This window comes from Streptomyces sp. NPDC048361, from assembly GCF_040651795.1.
Lineage (GTDB): Bacteria > Actinomycetota > Actinomycetes > Streptomycetales > Streptomycetaceae > Streptomyces.
In genome coordinates this window covers 193,610-215,720 of sequence record NZ_JBEZKW010000001.1, presented here as the reverse complement: position 1 = coordinate 215,720, position 22,111 = coordinate 193,610, and the positions used below count along the sequence as shown (strand labels likewise).

Annotated in this window: 16 protein-coding genes; 5 read left to right on the top strand and 11 right to left on the bottom strand. The window is 70.7% G+C overall.

Annotation, left to right across the window (positions count from 1 at the left end):
* Nucleotides 1–6: 6 nt before the first annotated feature.
* From AB0D31_RS00940 to AB0D31_RS00900, 9 genes are all read right to left on the bottom strand, one after another.
* Nucleotides 7–1,218: a phosphoglycerate kinase gene (locus AB0D31_RS00940; RefSeq protein WP_362715109.1), complete on the bottom strand. Its 1,212-nt coding sequence runs from the start codon at nucleotides 1,216–1,218 to the stop codon at nucleotides 7–9.
* Nucleotides 1,219–1,339: 121 nt separating this feature from the next.
* Complete coding sequence (gene gap, locus AB0D31_RS00935; RefSeq protein ID WP_362715106.1) at nucleotides 1,340–2,350, bottom strand: type I glyceraldehyde-3-phosphate dehydrogenase; 1,011 nt, start codon at nucleotides 2,348–2,350, stop codon at nucleotides 1,340–1,342.
* Between the two features lie 208 nt (nucleotides 2,351–2,558).
* Nucleotides 2,559–5,516, bottom strand: a complete 2,958-nt coding sequence (locus AB0D31_RS00930) for a M14 family zinc carboxypeptidase (RefSeq protein ID WP_362715103.1) — start codon at nucleotides 5,514–5,516, stop codon at nucleotides 2,559–2,561.
* A 299-nt stretch (nucleotides 5,517–5,815) separates the two neighbouring features.
* Nucleotides 5,816–6,805, bottom strand: coding sequence for a DNA-binding protein WhiA (whiA, locus tag AB0D31_RS00925; RefSeq protein ID WP_362715100.1), 990 nt, complete (start codon nucleotides 6,803–6,805; stop codon nucleotides 5,816–5,818).
* On the bottom strand, nucleotides 6,796–7,818 hold the full coding sequence (gene yvcK, locus AB0D31_RS00920) for a uridine diphosphate-N-acetylglucosamine-binding protein YvcK (protein WP_362715097.1): 1,023 nt from the start codon (nucleotides 7,816–7,818) through the stop codon (nucleotides 6,796–6,798). Before yvcK ends, whiA begins: the two co-directional genes overlap by 10 nt.
* Nucleotides 7,815–8,762 (bottom strand): RNase adapter RapZ, encoded by a 948-nt coding sequence (rapZ, locus tag AB0D31_RS00915; protein WP_362715094.1) that lies wholly within the window; start codon nucleotides 8,760–8,762, stop codon nucleotides 7,815–7,817. Before rapZ ends, yvcK begins: the two co-directional genes overlap by 4 nt.
* The gene (gene uvrC / locus AB0D31_RS00910) at nucleotides 8,759–10,921 is read right to left on the bottom strand and encodes an excinuclease ABC subunit UvrC (RefSeq protein WP_362715091.1); all 2,163 of its coding nucleotides are present in this window, start codon (nucleotides 10,919–10,921) and stop codon (nucleotides 8,759–8,761) included. The genes rapZ and uvrC overlap by 4 nt, the downstream gene beginning before the upstream one ends.
* A gap of 334 nt (nucleotides 10,922–11,255) precedes the next feature.
* Nucleotides 11,256–12,035: a hypothetical protein gene (locus tag AB0D31_RS00905; protein ID WP_362715257.1), complete on the bottom strand. Its 780-nt coding sequence runs from the start codon at nucleotides 12,033–12,035 to the stop codon at nucleotides 11,256–11,258.
* A gap of 5 nt (nucleotides 12,036–12,040) precedes the next feature.
* On the bottom strand, nucleotides 12,041–12,703 hold the full coding sequence (locus AB0D31_RS00900; RefSeq protein ID WP_362715089.1) for a papain-like cysteine protease family protein: 663 nt from the start codon (nucleotides 12,701–12,703) through the stop codon (nucleotides 12,041–12,043).
* Between the two features lie 237 nt (nucleotides 12,704–12,940).
* On the opposite strand from AB0D31_RS00900, the gene AB0D31_RS00895 reads away from it, so the two are divergent.
* On the top strand, nucleotides 12,941–13,864 hold the full coding sequence (locus tag AB0D31_RS00895; protein ID WP_362715086.1) for a hypothetical protein: 924 nt from the start codon (nucleotides 12,941–12,943) through the stop codon (nucleotides 13,862–13,864).
* A gap of 17 nt (nucleotides 13,865–13,881) precedes the next feature.
* Here the strand turns inward: AB0D31_RS00895 and AB0D31_RS00890 are convergent, their stop codons facing one another.
* Nucleotides 13,882–14,310 (bottom strand): Rieske (2Fe-2S) protein, encoded by a 429-nt coding sequence (locus AB0D31_RS00890; protein ID WP_362715083.1) that lies wholly within the window; start codon nucleotides 14,308–14,310, stop codon nucleotides 13,882–13,884.
* A gap of 374 nt (nucleotides 14,311–14,684) precedes the next feature.
* On the opposite strand from AB0D31_RS00890, the gene AB0D31_RS00885 reads away from it, so the two are divergent.
* Entirely contained in the window at nucleotides 14,685–15,611 is a 927-nt protein-coding gene (locus AB0D31_RS00885; protein ID WP_362715080.1) for a carbohydrate kinase, read from the top strand.
* A 262-nt stretch (nucleotides 15,612–15,873) separates the two neighbouring features.
* Here AB0D31_RS00885 and uvrA read toward each other — a convergent pair whose 3' ends face one another.
* A complete protein-coding gene (uvrA, locus tag AB0D31_RS00880; protein ID WP_362715078.1) occupies nucleotides 15,874–18,918 on the bottom strand; it encodes an excinuclease ABC subunit UvrA in 3,045 nt (1,014 codons plus the stop codon).
* Nucleotides 18,919–19,132: 214 nt separating this feature from the next.
* Here uvrA and AB0D31_RS00875 point away from each other — a divergent pair, with 214 nt between their 5' ends.
* The 3 genes from AB0D31_RS00875 to AB0D31_RS00865 all read left to right on the top strand — a co-directional run bounded on the left by AB0D31_RS00875 (nucleotide 19,133) and on the right by AB0D31_RS00865 (nucleotide 22,067).
* Entirely contained in the window at nucleotides 19,133–19,822 is a 690-nt protein-coding gene (locus AB0D31_RS00875; RefSeq protein WP_362715075.1) for a maleylpyruvate isomerase family mycothiol-dependent enzyme, read from the top strand.
* A 21-nt stretch (nucleotides 19,823–19,843) separates the two neighbouring features.
* Nucleotides 19,844–20,500, top strand: a complete 657-nt coding sequence (locus AB0D31_RS00870; RefSeq protein ID WP_362715072.1) for an MBL fold metallo-hydrolase — start codon at nucleotides 19,844–19,846, stop codon at nucleotides 20,498–20,500.
* 280 nt (nucleotides 20,501–20,780) lie between these two features.
* The gene (locus tag AB0D31_RS00865) at nucleotides 20,781–22,067 is read left to right on the top strand and encodes an MFS transporter (RefSeq protein WP_362715254.1); all 1,287 of its coding nucleotides are present in this window, start codon (nucleotides 20,781–20,783) and stop codon (nucleotides 22,065–22,067) included.
* The last annotated feature ends 44 nt before the right edge of the window (nucleotides 22,068–22,111 follow it).

Sequence of the window (22,111 nt, the reverse complement as noted above, 5' to 3'; positions counted from 1 at the left end):
AGGTGTTCAGTCCTCCAGTGCGGCGAGGCCGGGAAGCGTCTTGCCCTCGAGGTATTCGAGGCTCGCGCCGCCACCGGTCGAGATGTGGCCGAACTTCGTCTCGTCGAAGCCCAGGTTGCGGACGGCCGCGGCGGAGTCGCCGCCGCCGACCACGGTGAAGCCCTTGCTGTCGAGCAGGGCCTGTGCGACGGCGGTGGTACCGCCGGCGTAGTCGGGGTGCTCGGCGACGCCGACCGGGCCGTTCCAGAAGACGGTCTCGGCGTCGGTGATCTTCGAGGCGAACAGCTCACGGGACCTGGGGCCGATGTCGAGGCCCTCCTGGTCCGCGGGGATCTTGTCCGCGTCGACGGTCCGGAAGTCGGCCGGAGCCTTGGTCTTCAGGTCCGGGAAGTCCTTGGAGACGAGGACGTCGACCGGCAGCACCAGCTCGACGCCGTTCTTCTCGGCGCGCTCCATGTACTCCGTGACGACCGGGATCTGGTCCTCCTGGAGCAGGGAGATGCCGACCTCGTACCCCTTGGCCTTCAGGAAGGTGTACGCCATGCCGCCGCCGATCAGGAGGCGGTCGGCCTTGCCGAGCAGCTCGTCGATGACGGCGAGCTTGTCGGAGACCTTGGCGCCGCCGAGCACGACGGTGTAGGGCCGCTTGACGTCCTCGGTCAGCTTCTTGAGGACGCCGACCTCGGTGGCGATGAGGTAGCCCGCGTAGTGCGGAAGGCGCGCCGGGAGGTCGAAGACGGAGGCGTGCTTGCGGTGCACCGCGCCGAAGCCGTCGCCGACGTACACATCGGCGAGGGCGGCGAGCTGGTCGGCGAAGGCGCCGCGCTCGGCGTCGTCCTTGGCCGTTTCACCGGCGTTGAACCGCAGGTTCTCGACGACGGCGACCTGGCCGGATCCGAGTCCGTTCACCGCGTCGTGGGCGGCGGCGCCGACGGTGTCCTCGGCGAACGCGACGGGCGCGCCGAGGAGTTCGGCGAGCCGGTCGGCGGCGGGACGCAGCGAGAACTGCGGGTCCGGTGCGCCCTTGGGGCGGCCCAGGTGCGAGGCCACGACGACCTTGGCGTCGGCGGCGACGAGCGCCTTGATGGTGGGCAGCACGGCGCGGATGCGGCCGTCGTCGGTGATGCGGCCGTCGTCCAGGGGCACGTTGAGGTCGGCGCGGACGAAGACCCGCTTGCCGGCGACCCCTTCGGCGAGAAGTTCGTCGATCGTCTTCATGTGAGGATGGCTCCTTGGGTGGTACGAGGCGGGGCGGTCAGGACAGGCGACAGGGCCCGCACAGCGCATCATCGCGCTGCCCGAGCCCTGTAGCTCACATCAGGTGCCTACCGGACCGAGGTCAGAGCTGGCCGCCGACGAAGACGGTCAGGTCGACGAGTCGGTTGGAGTAGCCCCACTCATTGTCGTACCAGCCGAGGATCTTCACCGTCTTGCCCTCCTGAACCATGGTCAGGGAGGAGTCGAAGGTGCAGGAGGCCGGGTCGCCCACGATGTCGGAGGAGACGATCGGGTCCTCGGTGTAGTAAAGGATGTTCTTCAGGTCGCCGTCGCCGGCGGCCTTCTTGAACGCGGCGTTGACCTCGTCCTTGGTGACCTCGCGCTGCAGCTCGACGACCAGGTCGGTGGCCGAACCGGTCGGGACGGGCACGCGCATCGCGATGCCGTCGAGCTTGCCCTTGAGCTGCGGCAGGACCAGAGCGGTGGCCTTGGCGGCACCGGTCGTGGTCGGAATGATGTTCTCGGCGGCGGCGCGTGCGCGGCGCAGGTCCGAGTGCGGGAAGTCCAGGATGCGCTGGTCGTTGGTGTACGCGTGGACCGTCGTCATCAGACCCTTGACGATGCCGAAGTTCTCGTCGAGGACCTTGGCCATCGGCGCCACACAGTTGGTGGTGCAGGAGGCGTTGGAGATGACGTGGTGGTTGGCCGCGTCGTACGTGTCCTGGTTGACGCCCATCACGATGGTGATGTCCTCGTCCTTGGCCGGAGCCGAGATGAGGACCTTCTTCGCGCCGCCCGCGATGTGCTTCTCGGCGTCGGCCTTCTTGGTGAAGATGCCGGTCGACTCGATGACGATGTCGACGCCCAGCTGACCCCAGGGGATGTCGGCCGGGTTGCGCTCGGAGAGCACCTTGATGGTGTGGCCGTCGACCGTGATGGTGTCGGCGGTGTGGGTGACCTCGGCCTTGAGGCGACCCAGGATGGTGTCGTACTTCAGGAGGTGAGCAGTGGTCGCGGTGTCACCAAGGTCGTTGACAGCCACGATCTCGATGTCTGCACCCTGCTCAAGGAGCGCCCGGAAGTAGTTGCGCCCGATGCGGCCGAAGCCGTTGATGCCTACGCGGATCGTCACGAACCGATCTCCTCGTTAGGTACGCCGGGTACTCGACGCCGGCGAGTTGTATGGGATGTCCCCGACCGCTTACGACCCTACCTCCCCGGGGCCCGCGAAGTGACATCAGAGCGCCCGTATGGTTCCGAAATCACGCCCGGACCGGCCCGGAGGCCCGTATCTTCGTGCGATACGGGCCTCCGGGGACCTTCGGCCCCACTACACGGTGTCAGTGGTGCAGTGCGCTGAGTGCTTTCGCGACGACCTGTTTGCGGCCGGCGGCCGTGCTGACGTTCTCCAGGCCGAAGCCCAGAAGGACGGTGGAGGGGGTCGTGACGGCGGCCGATGAGTGGAAGAGCGCCTGCGAGCGCGCCCAGTCTCCGCTGTTGCCGGGGCTGCCGGCCGGTGCTCCCGGCACGCTCCAGGGCCCGAGTGAGGTCTCGAAGCCCTCGGTGTCCGAGGGTGTGCCGTTCATGACGAGCCGGGTGTCGTCGACGAAGGCGCCGAGGCCGCCGGTGCCCGGATCGGACACGTAGGCGACGGCGATCTCGACCTGTTTGCCCGCGTAGGCGCCGAGGTCGACGGAGACCTGCTGCCAGCCGCCGGACGAGCCGGTGAAGCGGTTCCAGGAGCCGCTGGTACCGGACGCCGTGCAGGCAGGTGAGCCGGCCGTGAGGTAGTGCGTCAGGAAGGGGTGTTCCTGCATGAGGAAGCCCTGCTCGCACTGGCTGGGCACACTGGTGGTGCTGCCGCCGTTGAGGTCGGGCAGCGTCGTCCAGTCGTCCTGGCCGACGGTGTGCGCCTCGATGATCACCTGGTCGTAGCCGGGCTCGGTGTCGTAGCTGAGCTGGAAGTCCAGACTCGGCTTCTGCGCGGCGGCCACCTGGGCCAGGTCGACGGTGCGGGCGAGCCGCATGTACGCGTCGTCGCGGTGCTGCGCCGCGGCGAACCACGAGCCCTCGGCGGGCTCGAAGGGCGTGCGCACCCCGGGGTAGTCACCGGCGGCGGCGCTCTTGAACTGCGGGAACTGCGCCGGCTTCAGGGTGTCGGAGGTGACGGTGTACGTGCCGGCCGCGGTGAGCGGGCTGCCGGGTGCGGCGGCCAGCGGGGCGGTGGCGCCGGCGAGCTTGCCTGATCCGGCGAAGGCGGGCGGGGACTTGAGCCCGGCCTTGTTGTAGGCGCCGAGGTAGTACTGCGAGAAGTCGTCGGAGAGGGCGCCGCCGCCGAGGTCGACGCTGCCGCCGGCCTGTTCACCGGCGTCGATCAGCTTGCCGCCCTCGTTGACGAAGTCCCGTACGGCGAACGTGGTGGCCGCGGTCGGTGCCGTTTCCCGGTCGCTGCCCGTGTACCAGAGGACATTCTTGAAGTGGCTGAGCACGCCGAGCACGCTCGGAGCGCCCTGGGTCGCCACGTCCCAGACGGCCGCCTTCTTGCCGTTGTCGGCGAGCGCCTTGGTGTAGAGCGCGGCGTTCTTGGCGGGGGCGGTGCCGCCCTCGTCGGCGAGGACCAGGGTGTCCCCCTTGGGCCGGGCGGCCACGGTGTACGTGAACGGCGTGCCGGCGGTGGACTTGCCCGCGGCGGTTCTGCCGGTGAACCACACCTCGACCTTGTCACCGGCGTCCGCGCCCTCGACCTTGGCGCGGTACTGGTCGAAGCGGATGTTGTCCTCACCGCCGAAGACGTCACCGCCCTTCCAGGGCCTCAGCTCCTCGGTGTGCTTGCGGCCGCCGTTGACGCGGTAGTTGAGGGTCTTGTCGCGCACCGACTTGCGGACCGTGACGGCGACTTCCTGGTCGTCGTCGCGCGCGTACGAGGTCGAGAAGGTGTCCGGGGTGAAGTCGGGGGCGGCGATGCCGAGCGAGGACGAGGGCTGGTCGGGGTGGGCCGAGGTCTCCGCGACGGAGAGCGCGAAGGGGATGTTCTTCTCGAACTCGCCCTGGATCAGCTTCTCGCTGTCGGGGAAGTTGAAGTCGGAGGGACAGTCCGCGGCGTTCCACGCGTCGTTCGGGTCCACGTTCGAGGCCGTGGCACAGGTCGACATCTCGGGGGTGAACATCATCGTGCCGTTGACGTTCGCCGCGTGCCCGTCGGCCTCGCCGTTGGTGGTGTAGAGCGCCGAGGAGAGCTCCGAGAGGTAGCCGGGGATGGCCGGCTTGTCGGGGGTGCCCGCCAGCGACTTGTAGATGACGTCGTCGGGGGTCGGCGTGGCGACCTGCCAGCCCACTCCGTACAGGAGCAGTTCAGCCGCGGAGTGGTAGTTGATCGCGTAGTTGAAGTGGACCCGCTTCTCGAACGAGTCGAGCGCCTTGGTCTCGGGCTCGCTGCCCGCGCTCGGGCCGCGGTAGGTCTCGTTCGAGGGGTCGTCGGAGGAACCCTCGTTGTCGTAGCCCCACTTGTAGGGGAAGTTGCGGTTGGGGTCGACGCCGTCGACCGACGTTATCTTGCCGTCGCCGTTGTTGTCGGCGAGGTTCTTGCGCCACAGCCGGTTGCCCGGCGTGAAGGTGTAGTCGTAGCCGTCCGGGTTGGCGGAGAGCACGAACCACAGCTCGGTGGAGTCCACGATCTTGGTGGTCCTCGGATCCTTGCCGTAGTTGTCGAGGTAGTAGTGCATCAGCCGCCGGGTCATCTCGGGGGTGATCCACTCCCGGGCGTGCTGGTTGGACATGTACAGCGTGGCGGGCTTGGAGCCGTCCCTGGACTTGTTGGCGCCCTTGGTCAGCTTGAGGGCGAGGATGTCCTGGCCGTCGACGGTCTTGCCGATCGACTCGACCTTGGTGAGGGACGGGTTGGCCTTGCCGGTGTCGAGGATCTCCTGCTTCAGGCCGTTCGGGCCGCTGTAGGGGCGGAACACGCCGTCGCCCGCGGCCTTGAGGTGGTTCTGGGTCTGAGTGGAGACCTTGCGCTCGGACAGGCCGACGCCCTTGCCGCGCAACGCCGCGGCCTGGGACTTGGTGAGGTAGAGCTCGACTCCGGCCGAGCCCTTGGCGGGCAGCTTGGCGCCCAGTTCCTGGGCGTCGGCGCCGGCCGCCAGGAGCAGCGGCAGTTGTGCACGGCTGACCTGGGCGTTCCAGACGACGATGCCCTCGCCGTCCGCTCCGCTCTGGCGGGCCTGGGCGGCGGGTGCCGCCATCAGGCCGGCCGTCAGCAGTGATGCAGCGGCGAGGATCGCTCTCGCTCTGCGTCTCATGAGCCCCCCTTGCTGGTGTGTGCCACGGAAGTGGACAGACGCCAGGCTCATGACACTTCATGATCATGTCAATACCGCATGACCCCGGGCTCCCTGCGGGAAAACGGAGCCGGCGCCCACCAAGTGGGCGCCGGTCAAGGCGAGTTGCGCTACGGGCGCAGGCTCAGCCGAAGACGGGTTGAGCGACGGGCGCAGGCTCAGCCGAAGGCGAGTTGCGCTACGGGCGCAGGCTCAGCCGACGGCGAGTTGCGCGACGGGCGCAGGCTCAGCCGAAGGCGAGTTGCGCGACGGGCGCAGGCTCAGCCGACGAGGCCGTCCGCCATCTCCTCCGTCAGATTGGACTCCGTGCCGGGGATGCCCAGGTCCTGGGCCCGCTTGTCGGCCATCGCGAGCAGGCGCCTGATGCGGCCCGCGACCGCGTCCTTGGTCAGCGGCGGGTCGGCGAGCGCGCCCAGCTCCTCGAGGGAGGCCTGCTTGTGCTCCATACGCAACCGCCCGGCGGCCGCCAGGTGCTCGGGCACCTCGTCCGCCAGGATCTCCAGGGCGCGCTGCACCCGGGCTCCGGCGGCGACGGCGGCCCGCGCCGAGCGGCGCAGGTTGGCGTCGTCGAAGTTGGCGAGGCGGTTGGCGGTGGCCCGGACCTCGCGGCGCATCCGCCGCTCCTCCCAGGCCAGCACCGACTCGTGCGCGCCGAGCCGGGTGAGCAGCGCGCCGATCGCGTCACCGTCGCGGACGACCACCCGGTCCACACCGCGGACCTCGCGTGCCTTGGCCGCGATCTGGAGCCGCCGTGCGGCACCGACCAGGGCGAGGGCCGCCTCCGGGCCCGGGCAGGTCACCTCGAGGGACGAGGAGCGGCCCGGCTCGGTCAGCGAGCCGTGCGCCAGGAACGCGCCGCGCCAGGCGGCCTCGGCGTCACAGGTGGCCCCCGAGACCACCTGGGGCGGCAGACCGCGGATGGGCCGGCCCCGTCCGTCGACGAGCCCGGTCTGGCGCGCCAGCTGGTCGCCGCCCGCCACGACCCGTACGACGAACCGCGACCCTCTGCGCAGGCCGCCCGGCGCCATCACGATCAGCTCGGAGCTGTGCCCGAAGATCTCCAGAATGTCCCGCTTGAGCCGGCGTGCCGCCATCGCGGTGTCCAGCTCCGCCTCGATCACAATGCGGCCGCTCACCAGGTGCAGCCCGCCCGCGAATCGAAGAATCGCCGAGACCTCCGACTTCCTGCAGCAGGTCCGGGTGACGGGCAGCCGGGAAATCTCGTCCTTCACCGCCGGCGTCATCGCCATGGGCCGATCCTTCCATGCATCCGAAAAATACGGTCGTACGCGGCGGCCAACAGCTCCGGATCGTGCTTCGGAGAACCATCGGGCCTGGCCACGGGCGCCAGCTCGACCTCGGCTCCGAGCCGTTTCGCGGCTTCGGTCAGGCTCCCCCGGTCGGGCACGGCGGCCACATCGGCCAGCACCACGTCGAAGGCGAGTTTAGGGGCGTGTCGTCCCAAAACCTCCAAATGACGCTGCGGTGAGAACCCATCGGTTTCACCCGGTTGTGGCGCGAGGTTCAGCGAGAGGACCTTGCGGGCCTTGGTCTCGGTCAGCGCATCCAGCAGTTCGGGCACCATCAGGTGCGGGATGACGCTGGAGAACCAGGAGCCGGGGCCGAGCACCACCCAGTCCGCATCGAGCACCGCGGCGACCGCTTCGGGGACGGCCGGCGGATCGTGCGGGACCAGCTGCACGGAGAGCACCTCGCCCGGCGTGAGCGCCACCGTGGCCTGGCCGCGCACGGTGTCCACGTCGTCGGGACGCTCCGGGTCGTGCCCCCGTACGAGGGCTTCGAGCTCCAGCGGGACCGCGGACATCGGAAGGACCCGGCCCTGGGCACCGAGCAGCTTGCCGACCAGGTCGAGGGCCTGCACATGGTCGCCGAGCTGTTCCCACAGCGCGACGATCAGCAGATTGCCCACGGCGTGCTCGTGCAGCTCGCCCTTGGACTGGAAGCGGTGCTGGATGACCCGGGACCACGTCTGGCCCCAGTCGTCGTCGCCGCACAGCGCGGCCAGCGCCTTGCGCAGGTCGCCGGGGGGCAGCACACCCAGCTCGTCGCGGAGCCGGCCGCTGGAGCCGCCGTCGTCGGCGACGGTGACGACGGCCGTCAGGTCGCCGGTGATGCGGCGCAGCGCGGCGAGCGAGGCCGAGAGGCCCATGCCGCCGCCGAGGGCGACGACCTTGGGCTGGGCGCCCCGCTTGCGGCCGGTGCGCAGCCCCGGCCCGACGGTGCGCCGGCGGTACACCTTCACTCGCGCCCCATGTCCCGGTGGACGACGACGGTCTCGATCCCCTCGGTGGCGAGGCGGGCGGCGAGCTTCTCGGACATGGCGACCGAGCGGTGCTTGCCGCCGGTGCAGCCCACCGCGATCGTCACGTACCGCTTGCCCTCGCGGCGGTAGCCCGCCGCGATCAGCTGGAGCAGCTCGCTGTACTGGTCAAGGAACTCCTTGGCACCGGGCTGGTTGAAGACATAGCCCGACACCTCCTCGTTCAGGCCGGTGAAGGGACGCAGCTCCGGCACCCAGTGCGGGTTGGGCAGGAAACGGCAGTCGACCACCAGGTCGGCGTCGACCGGCAGGCCGTACTTGTAACCGAACGACATGACGGTGGCGCGCAGCTCCGGCTCCTCGTCGCCGGCGAACTGGGCGTCCATCTTGGCGCGCAGCTCGTGGACGTTGAGGCTGGAGGTGTCGATCACTAGGTCGGCGTCGCCGCGCAGCTCCCGCAGCAGGTCGCGCTCGGCGGCGATGCCGTCGACGATCCGGCCGTCGCCCTGCAGCGGGTGCGGGCGGCGCACCGACTCGAAGCGGCGCACCAGGGCGTCGTCGGAGGACTCCAGGAAGACGATGCGCCGGGTGACCTCCTTCGCGTCGAGGTCGGCGAGCGACTCGCGGAGGTTGTCGAAGAACCGGCGGCCGCGCACGTCGACGACGACGGCAATCCGCGCGACATTGCCCTGGGAGCGGGCGCCGAGCTCCACCATGGTGGGGATCAGCGCGGGCGGCAGGTTGTCGACGACGAACCAGCCGAGGTCCTCCAGGCACTTGGCGGCGGTGCTGCGACCCGCGCCCGACATACCGGAGATGATCACCAGCTCGGGGATGGGCGCATCGGCCCCGCCGGCCTCGATCGTCGTGCCCGTACTCACGTGTTCTCCCGCTTCCGCTTCTCGGTCTTCGTTCTGCTCGGTCATGTCGTGCTGCCCCCGTCGTCCTCTTCCATGATCTCTCCTGTCGCCGTGTTCACGGCGGGCGCCGCCGGGGCGGCCTGTGCGAGGAACGCGGCAACGGTCTCGGCCGTCTTGCGGCCTATGCCGGGGACCTCGCAGATCTCGTCGATTGTCGCCGACCGAAGCCTCTTCACCGAGCCGAAGTGCTTGATCAGAGCATGCTTGCGGGTGTCTCCGAGGCCCGGCACGGCATCCAGGGGGCCCGCCTTGAAGCGCTTGGTCCGTTTGGCCCGCTGGTAGGTGATGGCGAAGCGGTGGGCCTCGTCACGCACCCGCTGGAGCAGGTAGAGCCCCTCGCTGGAGCGGGGCAGCACCACGGGGTCGTCCTCGCCCGGCACCCAGACCTCTTCGAGGCGCTTGGCGAGCCCGCACACCGCGATGTCATCTATGCCGAGCTCGTCCAGGGCCCGCTTGGCGGCGGCGACCTGCGGCTGCCCGCCGTCGACGACGAGCAGCTGCGGCGGGTAGGCGAACCGCTTGGGCCGGCCGTCCTCGTCCTGGAACGCGGAGACCTCACCGGATAGGGATACCGGGGCGAGTTCCAGTGCGGAGGGCAGCGGGGTGGCGGCCGGCGTGTCGGCCCCGGCGGGCGTCGTGTCGGCCCCGGCGGGCGTCGTGTCGGCCCCGGCGGGCGTGTCGGCGCCGGCGGGCGTGTCGGCGCCGGGCCGGCCGGCCCCTTCCGCCGCCTCCGACTCCTCCTCCTCGACCCACTCGCCCGTACGTGCCTTCTCGGCGAGGTAGCGCTTGAAGCGGCGGCTGATCACCTCGTGCATGGACCGGACGTCGTCCTGACCCTCGAAGCCCTTGATCTGGAAGCGCCGGTATTCACTCTTGCGGGCGAGACCGTCCTCGAAGACGACCATCGAGGCCACCACGTCGTCACCCTGGAGGTGCGAGATGTCGAAGCACTCGATACGCAGCGGCGCGCTGTCGAGCTCCAGGGCGGCGGCGATCTCCTCCAGGGCGCGCGAGCGCGTCGTGAGGTCGGATGCGCGCTTGGTCTTGTGGAGCATGAGGGCCTGCTGGGCGTTGCGCGCGACGGTCTCCATCAGCGCCTTCTTGTCGCCGCGCTGCGGAATGCGCAGGGACACGGCGGAGCCGCGCCGGGCGGCAAGCCAGCCGCTCACCGCGTCCGCGTCCTCGGGCAGCGCCGGGACCAGGACCTCCTTCGGTACGGAGTCGCCGGTCTCCTCCCCGTACAGCTGCTGGAGCGCGTGCTCGACCAGGCCCGCGGTGTCGACCGCCTCGACCTTGTCGGTAACCCAGCCGCGCTGGCCGCGGACCCGGCCGCCCCGCACGTGGAAGATCTGGACGGCCGCCTCCAGCTCGTCCTCGGCGACCGCGATCAGGTCGGCGTCAGTGGCGTCGTTGAAGACGATCGCGTTCTTCTCCAGCGCCTTTCTGAGGGCACCCAGGTCGTCGCGGAGCCGCGCGGCCCGCTCGTACTCCATGTCCTCGGCCGCGACCATCATGTCCTGCTCGACGCGGCGCAGGTACGCGCCGGTGCGGCCGGTCATGAAGTCACAGAAGTCCTCCGCCAGTTCGCGGTGTTCCTCCGGCGTGACCCGGCCGACGCAGGGCGCGGCGCACTTGCCGATGTAGCCGAGCAGACAGGGGCGGCCGATCTGCGCCGAGCGCTTGAACACGCCAGCCGAGCAGGTGCGTACCGGAAAGACGCGGAGCAGCAGGTCGACGGTCTCGCGGATCGCCCAGGCCTGTCCGTACGGTCCGAAGTAGCGCACGCCCTTCTTCTTGGCGCCGCGCATGACCTGGACCCGCGGGAACTCCTCATTCATGGTCACCGCGAGATACGGATAGCTCTTGTCGTCGCGGTACTTGACGTTGAAGCGGGGGTCGAACTCCTTGATCCAGGAGTATTCGAGCTGCAGCGCCTCGACCTCGGTGGCGACGACGGTCCACTCCACGGAGGCGGCCGTGGTGACCATCGTGGCCGTACGGGGGTGCAGGCTCGTCAACGGCTGGAAGTAGTTGGCGAGCCGCTGGCGCAGGGATTTCGCCTTCCCGACGTAGATCACCCGGCGGTGGTCGTCACGGAATTTGTAGACCCCCGGCGAGTCGGGGATCTGTCCCGGCTTGGGGCGGTAGGTGGAGGGGTCTGCCATGGCCCCCACCCTACTGTCGCCCACCGACAACCCAGCCCTCCCCTGGGCTCCGCCCCAGACCCGATCGCGCCTGAAGGGCGCTCGTCCTCACACTCCCCCAAGGCCTCAAGGGCCAGGGGACCCTCATGACGGGCTGAGGTTTCCCATGCCGTCCGGCACCGAGTAGTCAAGGGGCGCGGGGAACCGCGCGAGACGTGGGCACGGTCCGCAGACGAAAACGGGGCTAAGGGGCGCGGGGAACCGCGCGGACGCCCCCCTCCGGCCCGCAGGCGACGTGCGAACCGGGGCAGCCGGGACGGGGAGGAGAGGGGCGGCTCCCCACCCCGGCCCGGGGCTACTCCGACAACCGCCTACGCCTGCGCAGCACCCCGCTCAGCCCGAGCCCGAGCAGCGCCCCCGCCCCGGCCAGCACCGGCAGAGCGGAACCTCCGGCGGATGCCGGCTCGGCAGCGGCCGGCTCGGCGAAGCCACCCGCCTTGCCCGACCTGTCGTACGCCGAGCCCGGCAGCTTGTCCCCGTACGCCTTGGCGACGCGCTTCTGGTAACCCGCGAGCGTGGTGCCACCGGCACCGATCGCCTTGACGGCGTCCTCGTCGAGCGGGAGTACCGTGCTGCCCTTCTCCACGTACCAGGCGTTGATCTGCGGCTCCTGGAACACCGTGCCGCCGGGCAGTTTCGCGGCGCCGGCCGCGGTGTAGCGGGACTCGTCATCGCCGGTGGCTATGTTCACCACCTTCCAGGAGGCGCCTTGTTCGACCGTCCACAGCGACGCCTTCTGGCCGTCGGCGGAGACGGCCGTGGAGGCGAGGTACTCCAGTTGTGCGACCGGTGCACCGGCCTTGCCCGCAACGAACTGCGGGGAGAGCGCGTAGACGGGCACCGCGTCGCCCTCGACGCGCGGGGCGGCGGCCTTCAGGGCCACCTTGCCGTCCCGGGAGAAGAAGCGGGAGAGCGTGTCGAGGGTGGCGGGGGCGGTCGCGGCCTGGCGGGCCGCGGCCTTGGACTCGGCGGATGCCGGCGGGGTCTGGCCGGCCTGGTCGGCAGCGGCGTGCGGGGCCGCGAGGCCGACGAGGGCCACGGCGAGGGCCGCGGGTACGAGGCGGGTCACCTTCATCGTCGTCACGCCCCGATCCGGTACAGCGAGTGGGTCCAGGAGAAGGAGTTGTTGTCGACGTACCAGTCGTGCGACGCCCAGTTGTAGCGGGTGCTGGAGGGCCAGGGGTCGCCCCAGTACACCCAGGAGTTGGTGTCGTCGTAGCCGTACACGACGTGCATGTGACCGCCGCCGCTGGACCACTGGATGCGGGTCTCGATCGGGCGGTTGTTGTTGATCTCGGTCTGTACGGTCGAGTAGCGCAGCCAACCGGTCACGTAGGAGCCCGAGTTGATGCCGGCCCAGTTCAGGGCGGTCTGCACGTTGCCGAGGTCGGCCTGCGAGTTGGGGCAGTCGTAGCCCTGCGCCCGGCCGAACGCCGCGTTGCAGAACTGGTTCTGGGTGTAGGTGCGGCCGAACCACGTGGCGATGGTGTTGCCGCTGCCGGCCCAGCACCAGTTGTCCTTCTGCTGGGCCTGCATGGTGATGTTGAGCCGCTTGGAACTGGCGGCACTCGCGGCGCTCGGAGTGCCCGACGTGGTCGTGGTGCTCGGAGCGCTCGCCGCGGCGGCTGCGGCGGGCACCGGCTTGTCGCTGTGCGGGGTGGCGGTGGCTGTTGCCGTGGGGGCGGCGAACAGGGCCGCCACCACGAGGGTGAGGGCCGACAGCCGTCTCTTCTTGTCGCGCATCGCGTTCCTCCCATGGCGGGGTGGGGGGTGGGGATGGTGGGGGATCGCGTCCGGACGCTTGCTGATGAGCATCGGGCGTTGTCGGGAGCAGGTCAACGCGCTTGAATGCGGGGTGGGACGCGGGTGTGAACGAAGTGGCCGGAGTGTGAACCGCTCCTTCCCCGCCACCAGGTTTTCCCCGACCTGCCGCCACGCCGCGCCCACCCCCCACCGTGAACGTTCACTGAGGAGTCCCCCATGCTCCACACCGAGGCCGACCTCGAACAGGCGCTGCACACCGGCCCGTTCCACCTGGCGCTGCGCGCCGCACTCTCCGTACGGGGTCTGCCCCTTCAGCGGGTTCAGCACCATCTCGCCGGGCGCGGCATCAAGGTCGGTGTGACCAGCCTGAGTTACTGGCAGCAGGGCGCACGCCGGCCGCAGCGCCCCGAGTCGCTGCGCGCGGTGCGCGCGCTCGAAGAAGTGCTCGGCCTTCCCGCGAACTCCCTGCTGCGCCTGCTCGACGACGCGTCCGCGGCCGAAGTGGACCGGCCCACGGGCCGCTCCTACCGCTCGCTCGTCGAGGCGTCGGGGGTGGTGGAGCAGCTCATCGCAGGGCTCGAGTCACCCGTGGACGGCGGGCTGCACACCGTCGGCCACCACGAACGGGTCCGTATCGGCGCGGACCGCGAACTGCGTGGCCGGGTCTCGCAGCATGTCGTACGGGCCCACCGTGACGGCGTCGACCGCTATCTGGCCATCCACCGCGGCGACGCCGGCTGCGATCCGGCGCGGGTCGAGGTGCGCGCGGGTGAGAACTGCCGCACGGGGCGCGTCCGCTGGGACGGGTCCAGCGGGGTCCTCGTCACCGAGCTGCTCTTCGACACGCGGCTGCGGGCCGGCGAGACGTTCCTGTTCGGATACGGCTTCGAGGACGGCACGGGCGGCCCCAGCCACGAGTACATGCGGGGCTTCGCCTTCGCGGGCGGCCAGTACGTCCTGCAGGTGAGGTTCGACGAGCGGGCCCTTCCGGCCCGCTGCCGCCGCTTCGCGCAGAGCTCCACGGGCGCCACCCGCTCGGGCCGCAGCGACCTCACGCTCAGTGGGCGCCACCGTTCGGTGCACCTGGTCGAGCAGGGCGTACGCCCGGGGATCCTGGGGGTGGACTGGGACTGGGAGTGAGCCCCTCGCGCCGACTGTCAGGCGTCGGGCCCGGCCACCAGCTGGCCGTCCTTGAGCTTCACCGGGACCGAGGGGAGCGGCACGGTGGCGGGGCCATGGACGGGCTTGCCGGTCATCACGTTGAAGCGGCTGCCGTGGCAGGGGCAGTTCGCGTGACCGTCCTCGATCTTCTCCAGGAGGCAGCCGGCGTGCGTGCACTGCGCGCTGAACGCCTTGTACTCGCCCTTCGCCGGGCAGCACACCATGACGCGCTGCTCGCGGTAGAGCTTCGCACCGCCGACCGGGACCGCGTCCGGGGAGCCGAGCGGCTCGGGGGCAGTCGGGGTGGGGGTCTCGGCGTGCCCGAGCTTGGACTCGGTGGAGCAAGCGGCTACACCGACCCCGGCAGCCCCGGCGAGGGCGGCGCCTTTCAGCACGGTGCGACGGGCGGCGGGCTGGCCGGTCATGGGCTGTCTCCACTGATCACTGGTCTTGTCCTGGCCGCCGCCCCACGACCGAACCGGCCGCCGCGCAACCGACCCGGGTTACACATTCGACGATACCGGCGCAGAACGACAGCCCTTCGCCGGGGCTGCCCGACGCCGGATCGAAGCCGCCCGATCCCAGGTCGGAGCGGGTCGCGCCGGGGGGTGGGGCAGGGCGCGCCGGGGCCGGGCCGGGCCGGCGGCGGCCGAGGGCGGGGCCGGCCGCGGCCGAGGGCGGGCCACGCCCGAGCGCGGGCAAGCCACGCCCAGATACCGCAGCTCGTGCCCGGACCGGGGCAGACTGCGGCCGGGGTGGGGCTGCCCGTGGGGACTCGGGATGGGTTACGTTCTGGGCCGTGATCGTCGTTGCCGGAGAGTCCCTCATCGACCTGGTGCCGCAGCACCCCGGAGACCCCCTGGGGCCGCTGTCGCCCCGGCCGGGCGGTGGGCCGTACAACACGGCGGTGGCCCTCGGGCGGCTCGGCGCGCGGGTGGCCTTCTGTTCCCGGGTGTCCACGGACGGTTTCGGCGAGGCGCTCCTCGGCGGCCTTGCCGCGGCCGGGGTGGACACGTCTTTGGTGCAGCGCGGCCCGGAGCCGACGACGCTCACGGTGGCGGCGGTGGGGCTCGACGGCTCGGCGGGGTACGGCTTCTACGCGGACGGTACGGCCGACCGCCTCTTCGAGCTTCCTCCTCAACTCCCGCCCCAGGCAACGGCGTTGTCCCTCGGCACCTGCTCGCTGGTCCTCGAACCGGGTGCGAGCGCCTACGAGGCCCTGCTGCGCAGGGAGTCGGGCCGAGGCCTGCTCACGCTCCTCGACCCCAACATCCGCCCGCCCCTGATCCCGGACGCCGACGCCTACCGCGCCCGCTTCAGGAGCTGGCTGCCGTACGTGTCCCTCCTGAAGCTCTCGGAGGAGGATGCGGCGTGGCTCGGCGGCACGGTCGAGGAGTGGCTGGAGATGGGCCCGCGGGCGGTCGTCGTGACACGGGGCGCGGCCGGCCTGTCGGTGCACACCGCCCAGGGCGCGACGTACGCGGTGCCGGCGGAACGGGTGGAGATCGTGGACACGATCGGCGCGGGCGACACGGTGAACGCGGCGCTGCTGCGGCACGTTCCGACCGCATCCGCCCTGCCCGCGGCCGACTGGCCGCGCGTCCTGCGCTACGCGGCGAGGGCGGGGGCCCTGACCTGCGCGAGAAGGGGGGCTCAGCCCCCGACGGCCGAGGAGGTGCGGGCGGCCTTCTCCTCCGGCCCGGCGCAGTTCCCCGCGCACCCCTGAACCCGCTTGCGTCCAGGGAGCAAAACCCCCACCGGGGCCCGAAAGCCGAGCCCCTCAAGGGATCCGGGGCGTAGCGCAGAGGGCAAGGCCCCACCGGGATCCGGGGCGGTAGCGCAGAGGGCAAGGCCCACCGGGGTCCGAGGGGCAGAGCCCCCTCAAGCGCCTCAGGGGGGCCGGGCGCAGCGCCGGAAAAACGCCCCGCCCCTCCCCGACCCTCCCCCGCCCCCGGAGGGTTCAGGGCAGGGGCGGGGAGGGGCACAGCTCAGGCCTTGCGACCCCGTACCGCCTTCTTCGCCGGCGCCGCCGACTTCGCACCCCCGGCCCCCCGAGCGGCGGCCTTCTTCGCCGGGACAGCCTTCGCCGCGGCACCCTTCTTGGCAGACCCGGACGCAGCCGCGGAAACCGTCTTCTTCGCCGGCTTCCGCACCGGCGACGGCCCCGCGTCGCTGATCCGGTCCGCCCCCAGAATGTCCCGCAGGAACTTTCCGGTGTGGCTGGTCGGCACCGATGCGACCTCCTCGGGCGTGCCCTCGGCGATGACGAGGCCTCCCCCGTTGCCGCCCTCGGGACCCATGTCGATGACCCAGTCCGCGGTCTTGACGACATCCAGGTTGTGCTCGATGACGATCACGGTGTTGCCCTTGTCGACAAGACCGGACAGCACCTTGATCAGCTTGGAGATGTCCTCGAAGTGGAGCCCGGTGGTGGGCTCGTCGAGGACGTACACCGTGCGGCCCGTCGAGCGCTTCTGGAGTTCGGATGCGAGCTTCACCCGCTGGGCCTCGCCACCCGACAGGGTCGGCGCGGACTGCCCGAGGCGGACGTAACCGAGACCCACCTCGTTGAGCGTCCGCAGGTGCCGTGCGATGGTCGGAACGGCCTCGAAGAATTCGAGACCCTCCTCGATCGGCATGTCCAGGACCTCGGCGATTGACTTGCCCTTGTAGTGGACCTCCAGGGTCTCCCGGTTGTAGCGCGCCCCGTGGCAGACCTCGCACGGCACGTACACGTCCGGCAGGAAGTTCATCTCGATCTTGATCGTGCCGTCGCCCGAGCAGTTCTCGCAGCGGCCGCCCTTGACGTTGAAGGAGAACCGGCCGGGCAGATACCCGCGGACCTTGGCCTCCATCGTCTCCGCGAACAGCTTGCGGACGTGGTCGAAGACGCCTGTGTACGTCGCCGGGTTGGACCGCGGGGTGCGGCCGATCGGCGACTGGTCGACGTGGACGACCTTGTCGACGAGGTCGTCACCGGCGACCCGGGTGTGCCGGCCGGGCACGCTGCGCGCCCCGTTCAGCTCGCGGGCCAGGTGCGTGTAGAGGATGTCGTTGACCAGCGTCGACTTGCCGGATCCGGAGACGCCGGTGACGGCGGTCAGGACGCCCAGCGGGAACGACACGTCGATGTCGCGGAGGTTGTTCTCCTTCGCGCCGTGCACGGTGAGCCGGCGCTTGGGGTCGGTGGGACGCCGCAGGTCGGGCAGCGGGATCGACTTCTTGCCCGCCAGGTACTGGCCGGTCATCGACTCCTTGTTGCTCAGGAGCTGCTTCAAGGGCCCGCTGTGGACGACCTTTCCGCCGTGCTCGCCGGCGCCGGGGCCGATGTCGACGACCCAGTCGGCCACCTTGATGGTGTCCTCGTCGTGCTCGACGACGATCAGGGTGTTGCCCATGTCGCGCAGACGCACGAGCGTCTCGATCAGGCGGTGGTTGTCGCGCTGGTGCAGGCCGATCGACGGCTCGTCCAGGACATACAGGACGCCGACGAGGCCGGAGCCGATCTGCGTGGCGAGCCGGATGCGCTGGGCCTCGCCACCGGAGAGGGTGCCGGCGGCGCGGTTGAGCGAGAGGTAGTCCAGGCCGACGTCGACCAGGAACTTCAGCCGCTCGTTGACCTCCTTGAGGACTCGCTCGGCGATCTTCTTGTCGCGGGCGTTGAGCCGCAGCTGGGCGAGGAAGTCCGCGCAGTCGCTGATCGACATCGCGGCGACCTCGGCGATGGACTTCTCCATCACGGTGACCGCGAGGACCAGGGGCTTGAGGCGGGTGCCCGCACAGGTGGGGCAGGGCACCTCGCGCATGTAGCCCTCGAAGCGCTCGCGCGCGCCGTCGCTCTCCGCCTCGGAGTGGCGCCGCTTGACGAACGGCAGGGCGCCTTCGAATGCGGTGGTGTACGCCCGCTCCCTGCCGTACCGGTTGCGGTAGCGGACCTCGATCTGGGTCTTGTGGCCGGACAGCAGCGCCTTCCTGGCGCGCTGCGGAAGGCCGGCCCAGGGGATGTCGGTGCGGAAGCCCAGCTCGCCGGCGAGCGCGCCGACCAGGCGGGCGAAGTAGTCCTTGGTGTGGCCGTGCGACCACGGGTGGATCGCGCCCTCGTCGAGCGACTTGTCCTCGTCCGGCACGATCAGGTCGGGGTCGACCTCCATGCGGGTGCCGATGCCGGTGCAGTCGGGACAGGCACCGAACGGCGAGTTGAAGGAGAAGGAGCGCGGCTCCAGCTCCTCGAAGGAGAGGTCGTCGTACGGGCAGTACAGGTGCTCCGAGTACATCCGCTCGCGCTCGGGGTCGTCGGCCGCCAGGTCGACGAAGTCCAGCACGACCATGCCGCCGGCGAGGCCGAGCGCGGTCTCCACCGAGTCGGTGAGGCGGCGCTTGGCGCCCTCCTTCACGGTGAGGCGGTCGATGACCACCTCGATGGTGTGCTTCTCCTGCTTCTTCAGCTTGGGCGGCTCGGCAAGCTGGATGGTCTCGCCGTCGACCCGGGCGCGACTGTAGCCCTTGGTCTGGAGGTCGGCGAAGAGGTCGACGAACTCGCCCTTGCGCTCGCGCACCAGCGGCGAGAGCACCTGGAAGCGGCTGCCCTCGGGCAGTTCGAGCACCTTGTCGACGATGGCCTGCGGCGACTGGCGGGAGATCGGCCGGTGGCACTCGGGGCAGTGCGGCTTGCCGATGCGCGCGAAGAGCAGACGCAGGTAGTCGTAGACCTCGGTGATGGTGCCGACCGTCGAGCGCGGATTGCGCGAGGTCGACTTCTGGTCGATGGAGACGGCGGGCGAGAGACCTTCGATGAAGTCGACGTCCGGCTTGTCCATCTGCCCGAGGAACTGGCGGGCGTACGAGGACAGCGATTCGACGTACCGCCGCTGTCCCTCGGCGAAGATCGTGTCGAAGGCGAGCGAGGACTTGCCCGACCCGGACAGACCCGTGAAGACGATGAGGGAGTCGCGTGGCAGGTCGAGCGAGACGTTCTTGAGGTTGTGCTCGCGCGCGCCACGGACGATGAGACGGTCGGCCACGCCGGTCCGCACCTTTCATAGGGAGAGGGAGCTGCAGGAGCCCCCATCCAGGGTAGGGGGGCCGCCGCGGCGATGTGGTTGATTCTTGGATGAACCCAGACAGGTTCCCGGGTTCCTCAACGGTTCCGAGCGGAAACCCATTCCCGAGCGTATAGCACGTGCATTCGATTTACGGTCTCGTCCTGCCACCTTCACCCGGACGAGTGGCGGGGCTATCGTCGGCGCCATGATTGATCACGCACGCGACCTGGCCTCTGTACGCGAAGCCACCGACCGGCTGCTCACCGCAGCCGCCGCACTGGACAACGCCTCCGTCGCCGCGCCGTCACGGCTGCCCGGCTGGAGCCGCGGCCATGTGCTGGCCCATTTGGCGCGGAACGCGGACGCGCTCGTCAACGTGCTGGCCGGGCGGCCCATGTATGCGAGCGCCGAGACCCGGGACGCCGACATCGACCGCGATGCGCCGCGTCCGCTGGAGGCACAGCTCGCGGACGTACGCGACAGCGCGGCCCGCTTCCAGGCGGAGGGCGAGCGGCCCGCCGACTGGTCCCGCACCGTCGAGCTGCGCAACGGCGTGACGGACGCCGCGGCCCGCGTGCCGTTCCGCCGGCTCGTCGAGGTCGAACTGCACCACGTGGACCTCGGGATCGGTTATGAACTCGAAGACCTCTCCGAGGATTTCGTCCGCCGCGAGACCGACTTCCTCACCGATCGCTTCGTCGGCCACAAGGATCTGCCGTCGATCGCCCTGAACGACGACAAGGGCCGGACGTGGGCCACCGGGGGCGGCGCCGAAGGCGATCCCGTCCAGGTCGACGGCCGCGCCGCCGACCTCGTCGGCTGGCTCGCGGGACGGCGTGACGGCGCCGCTTTGAAAACGACCGGAGGAGCACTGCCCGCCCTGCCCCCGCTGTGACCCCGGGGCTAGGCTGACCCCATGACGTACAGCGGAACGGTGAAGGCCGGCGGTCCCGCCGATGTGCACGAGTTGACCGACCTGATGATCTCCAAGGTGCAGGTCGGCTCCATGGGCAACAACGCGTATCTCCTGCGCTGCCGCAACACCGGCGAGCAGCTGCTCATCGACGCGGCCGCGGAGCCCGGGACGCTGCTCACGCTGATCGGTGACGACGGCATCGCGTCCGTCGTCACCACACACCGCCACGGCGATCACTGGCAGGCGCTCGCCGAGGTCGTCGCCGCGACCGGCGCCCGCACCTACGCGGGCCGCCTTGACGCCGAAGGCATCCCGGTGGCGACCGATGTGCTCGTCGAGGACGGCGACACCATCACCGTGGGCCGCGTCGAGCTGACCGCGCGCCACCTCGTCGGCCACACACCCGGCTCGATCGCCCTGGTCTACGACGACCCGCACGGGCACCCCCATGTGTTCACCGGCGACTGCCTGTTCCCGGGCGGTGTGGGCAACACCTGGGAGGACCCGAAGGCCTTCGCCAGCCTCATCCACGACGTCGAGACCAAGCTCTTCGCCACCCTGCCGGACGAGACCTGGGTCTATCCCGGCCACGGCAACGACACCACGCTCGGTGACGAGCGCCCGCACCTGCCGGAGTGGCACGCACGGGGCTGGTAGCCGCCCGTCGGCGGCACGCGCCGTCGTCCCCGCAGGGGGAACCGGTCCGTTCACCGCGCCGTAGAAGTCCATGCCCCGATGGTGGCACCCGCCACTGACAATCGGGTCCGCGCGCAGTGCCCGCCCGGCCGCACGGCCTCCGGCGCGCGTGGCGCCGGCCCCGTTTCCGGGGGCTCCGCCCCGCCCCCTGAGCTCCCGCGCGCCCCCGTAACGGTTGGTCACCGTGGGTAGTTGGCGCTCCATGCGCACCAGCACCACACCCGCCTCCGGTCCCCCGTCCATGCTCCGCCTCGCGGCCGCCTCGCTCGCGGGCACCGCCATCGAGTTCTACGACTTCTTCGTGTACGGCACCGCGGCCGCGCTCGTTCTCGGCCCGCTCTTCTTTCCGACCTTCTCCGCGCTCGCGGCAACCCTCGCGGCCTTCGGTACCTTCGGGGCCGGCTTCCTCGCCCGCCCCCTGGGCTCCGTCGTCTTCGGACACATCGGCGACCGCTACGGGCGCCGCCCGGTCCTGTTCGCCTCGCTCACCCTGACCGGGCTGGCGACGGTGGCGGTCGGCTGTGTGCCCTCGTACGCAGCGATCGGCGTCGCGGCGCCCGTACTCCTCCTGGTGCTGCGCTTCCTCCAGGGGCTCGGGCTCGGTGGCGAATGGGGCGGCGCCGTGCTGCTCACCGCCGAGCACGCGCCCGCCCACCGGCGCGGGCTGTGGACGAGTTTCCCGCAGATCGGGCCCTCCGTCGGCTTCCTGCTCGCCAACGGCGTCGTCCTCGCCCTGTCCGCGTCCCTGAGCGACGCGCAGTTCCGCGACTGGGGGTGGCGGGTGCCCTTCTGGGGCGCGGGGCTGCTGGCTCTGGGCGGCCTGCTGCTGCGCACCTCGCTGGCCGAGACGCCGCAGTTCCGCGCGATGGGCGAACCGGTCAGGCTGCCGCTCCTCGAAGTGGCGCGCGGGCACGGTCGGTTGGTCCTGCTGACCGCGGGCGCGCTCGCCGTCGGGTACGCCGTCTTCTACGCGGTCTCCACCTGGTCGCTCGCGTACGCCACCGAGCGGCTCGGCGTCGACCGCACGGTGATGCTGGCCTGTGTCATGGCGGCCGTCGCGATCATGGGCGTGCTGACGCCGTTCGCGGCGCTGCTCGGCGACCGCTACGGACGGCGGCCGCTGTGTCTCGTGGGGTGTGCGGCGACGGTGGTCTGGATGTTCCCGATGGTGGCGCTGCTGGAGACCGCCGAACCGCTTCTGATGTTCGCGGGGTTCCTTGGTGCGATGCTGGCGTTCATCTCGATGTTCGCGGTGATCGCGGCGTATCTGCCGGAGCTGTACGAGCCGAAGGTGCGCTGCACGGGCGCCGCAGTCGGTTACAACCTGGGCGGGGTGGTCGGCGGCGCGCTGACGCCGATCGTGGCGACCGCACTGTCCCGCGGTGCCGGGCCGCCGTGGGGCGTCGCCGCGTATCTGACCGGGCTCGGGCTGTTGAGTCTGGGCTGCTTCGCGCTGCTGCCGGAGACCGGTCCGCAGGCGGCGGTGCGGCCTGCCCCCGGGGCGGAATCGGAGACGGCCCCCGCGTAAAGGGCCAGGCGGAATCGGAGACGGCCCCCGCGTAAAGGGCCAGG

Excerpts from the sequence above, each read along its gene's own strand:
- AB0D31_RS00940 (WP_362715109.1), bottom strand. The coding sequence starts at position 1,218 with ATGAAGACGATCGACGAACTTCTCGCCGAAGGGGTCGCCGGCAAGCGG.
- AB0D31_RS00930 (WP_362715103.1), bottom strand. The coding sequence starts at position 5,516 with ATGAGACGCAGAGCGAGAGCGATCCTCGCCGCTGCATCACTGCTGACG.
- whiA (WP_362715100.1), bottom strand. The coding sequence starts at position 6,805 with ATGGCGATGACGCCGGCGGTGAAGGACGAGATTTCCCGGCTGCCCGTC.
- rapZ (WP_362715094.1), bottom strand. The coding sequence starts at position 8,762 with ATGACCGAGCAGAACGAAGACCGAGAAGCGGAAGCGGGAGAACACGTG.
- uvrC (WP_362715091.1), bottom strand. The coding sequence starts at position 10,921 with ATGGCAGACCCCTCCACCTACCGCCCCAAGCCGGGACAGATCCCCGAC.
- AB0D31_RS00905 (WP_362715257.1), bottom strand. The coding sequence starts at position 12,035 with ATGAAGGTGACCCGCCTCGTACCCGCGGCCCTCGCCGTGGCCCTCGTC.
- AB0D31_RS00900 (WP_362715089.1), bottom strand. The coding sequence starts at position 12,703 with ATGCGCGACAAGAAGAGACGGCTGTCGGCCCTCACCCTCGTGGTGGCG.
- AB0D31_RS00895 (WP_362715086.1), top strand. The coding sequence starts at position 12,941 with ATGCTCCACACCGAGGCCGACCTCGAACAGGCGCTGCACACCGGCCCG.
- AB0D31_RS00890 (WP_362715083.1), bottom strand. The coding sequence starts at position 14,310 with ATGACCGGCCAGCCCGCCGCCCGTCGCACCGTGCTGAAAGGCGCCGCC.
- AB0D31_RS00875 (WP_362715075.1), top strand. The coding sequence starts at position 19,133 with ATGATTGATCACGCACGCGACCTGGCCTCTGTACGCGAAGCCACCGAC.
- AB0D31_RS00870 (WP_362715072.1), top strand. The coding sequence starts at position 19,844 with ATGACGTACAGCGGAACGGTGAAGGCCGGCGGTCCCGCCGATGTGCAC.
- AB0D31_RS00865 (WP_362715254.1), top strand. The coding sequence starts at position 20,781 with ATGCTCCGCCTCGCGGCCGCCTCGCTCGCGGGCACCGCCATCGAGTTC.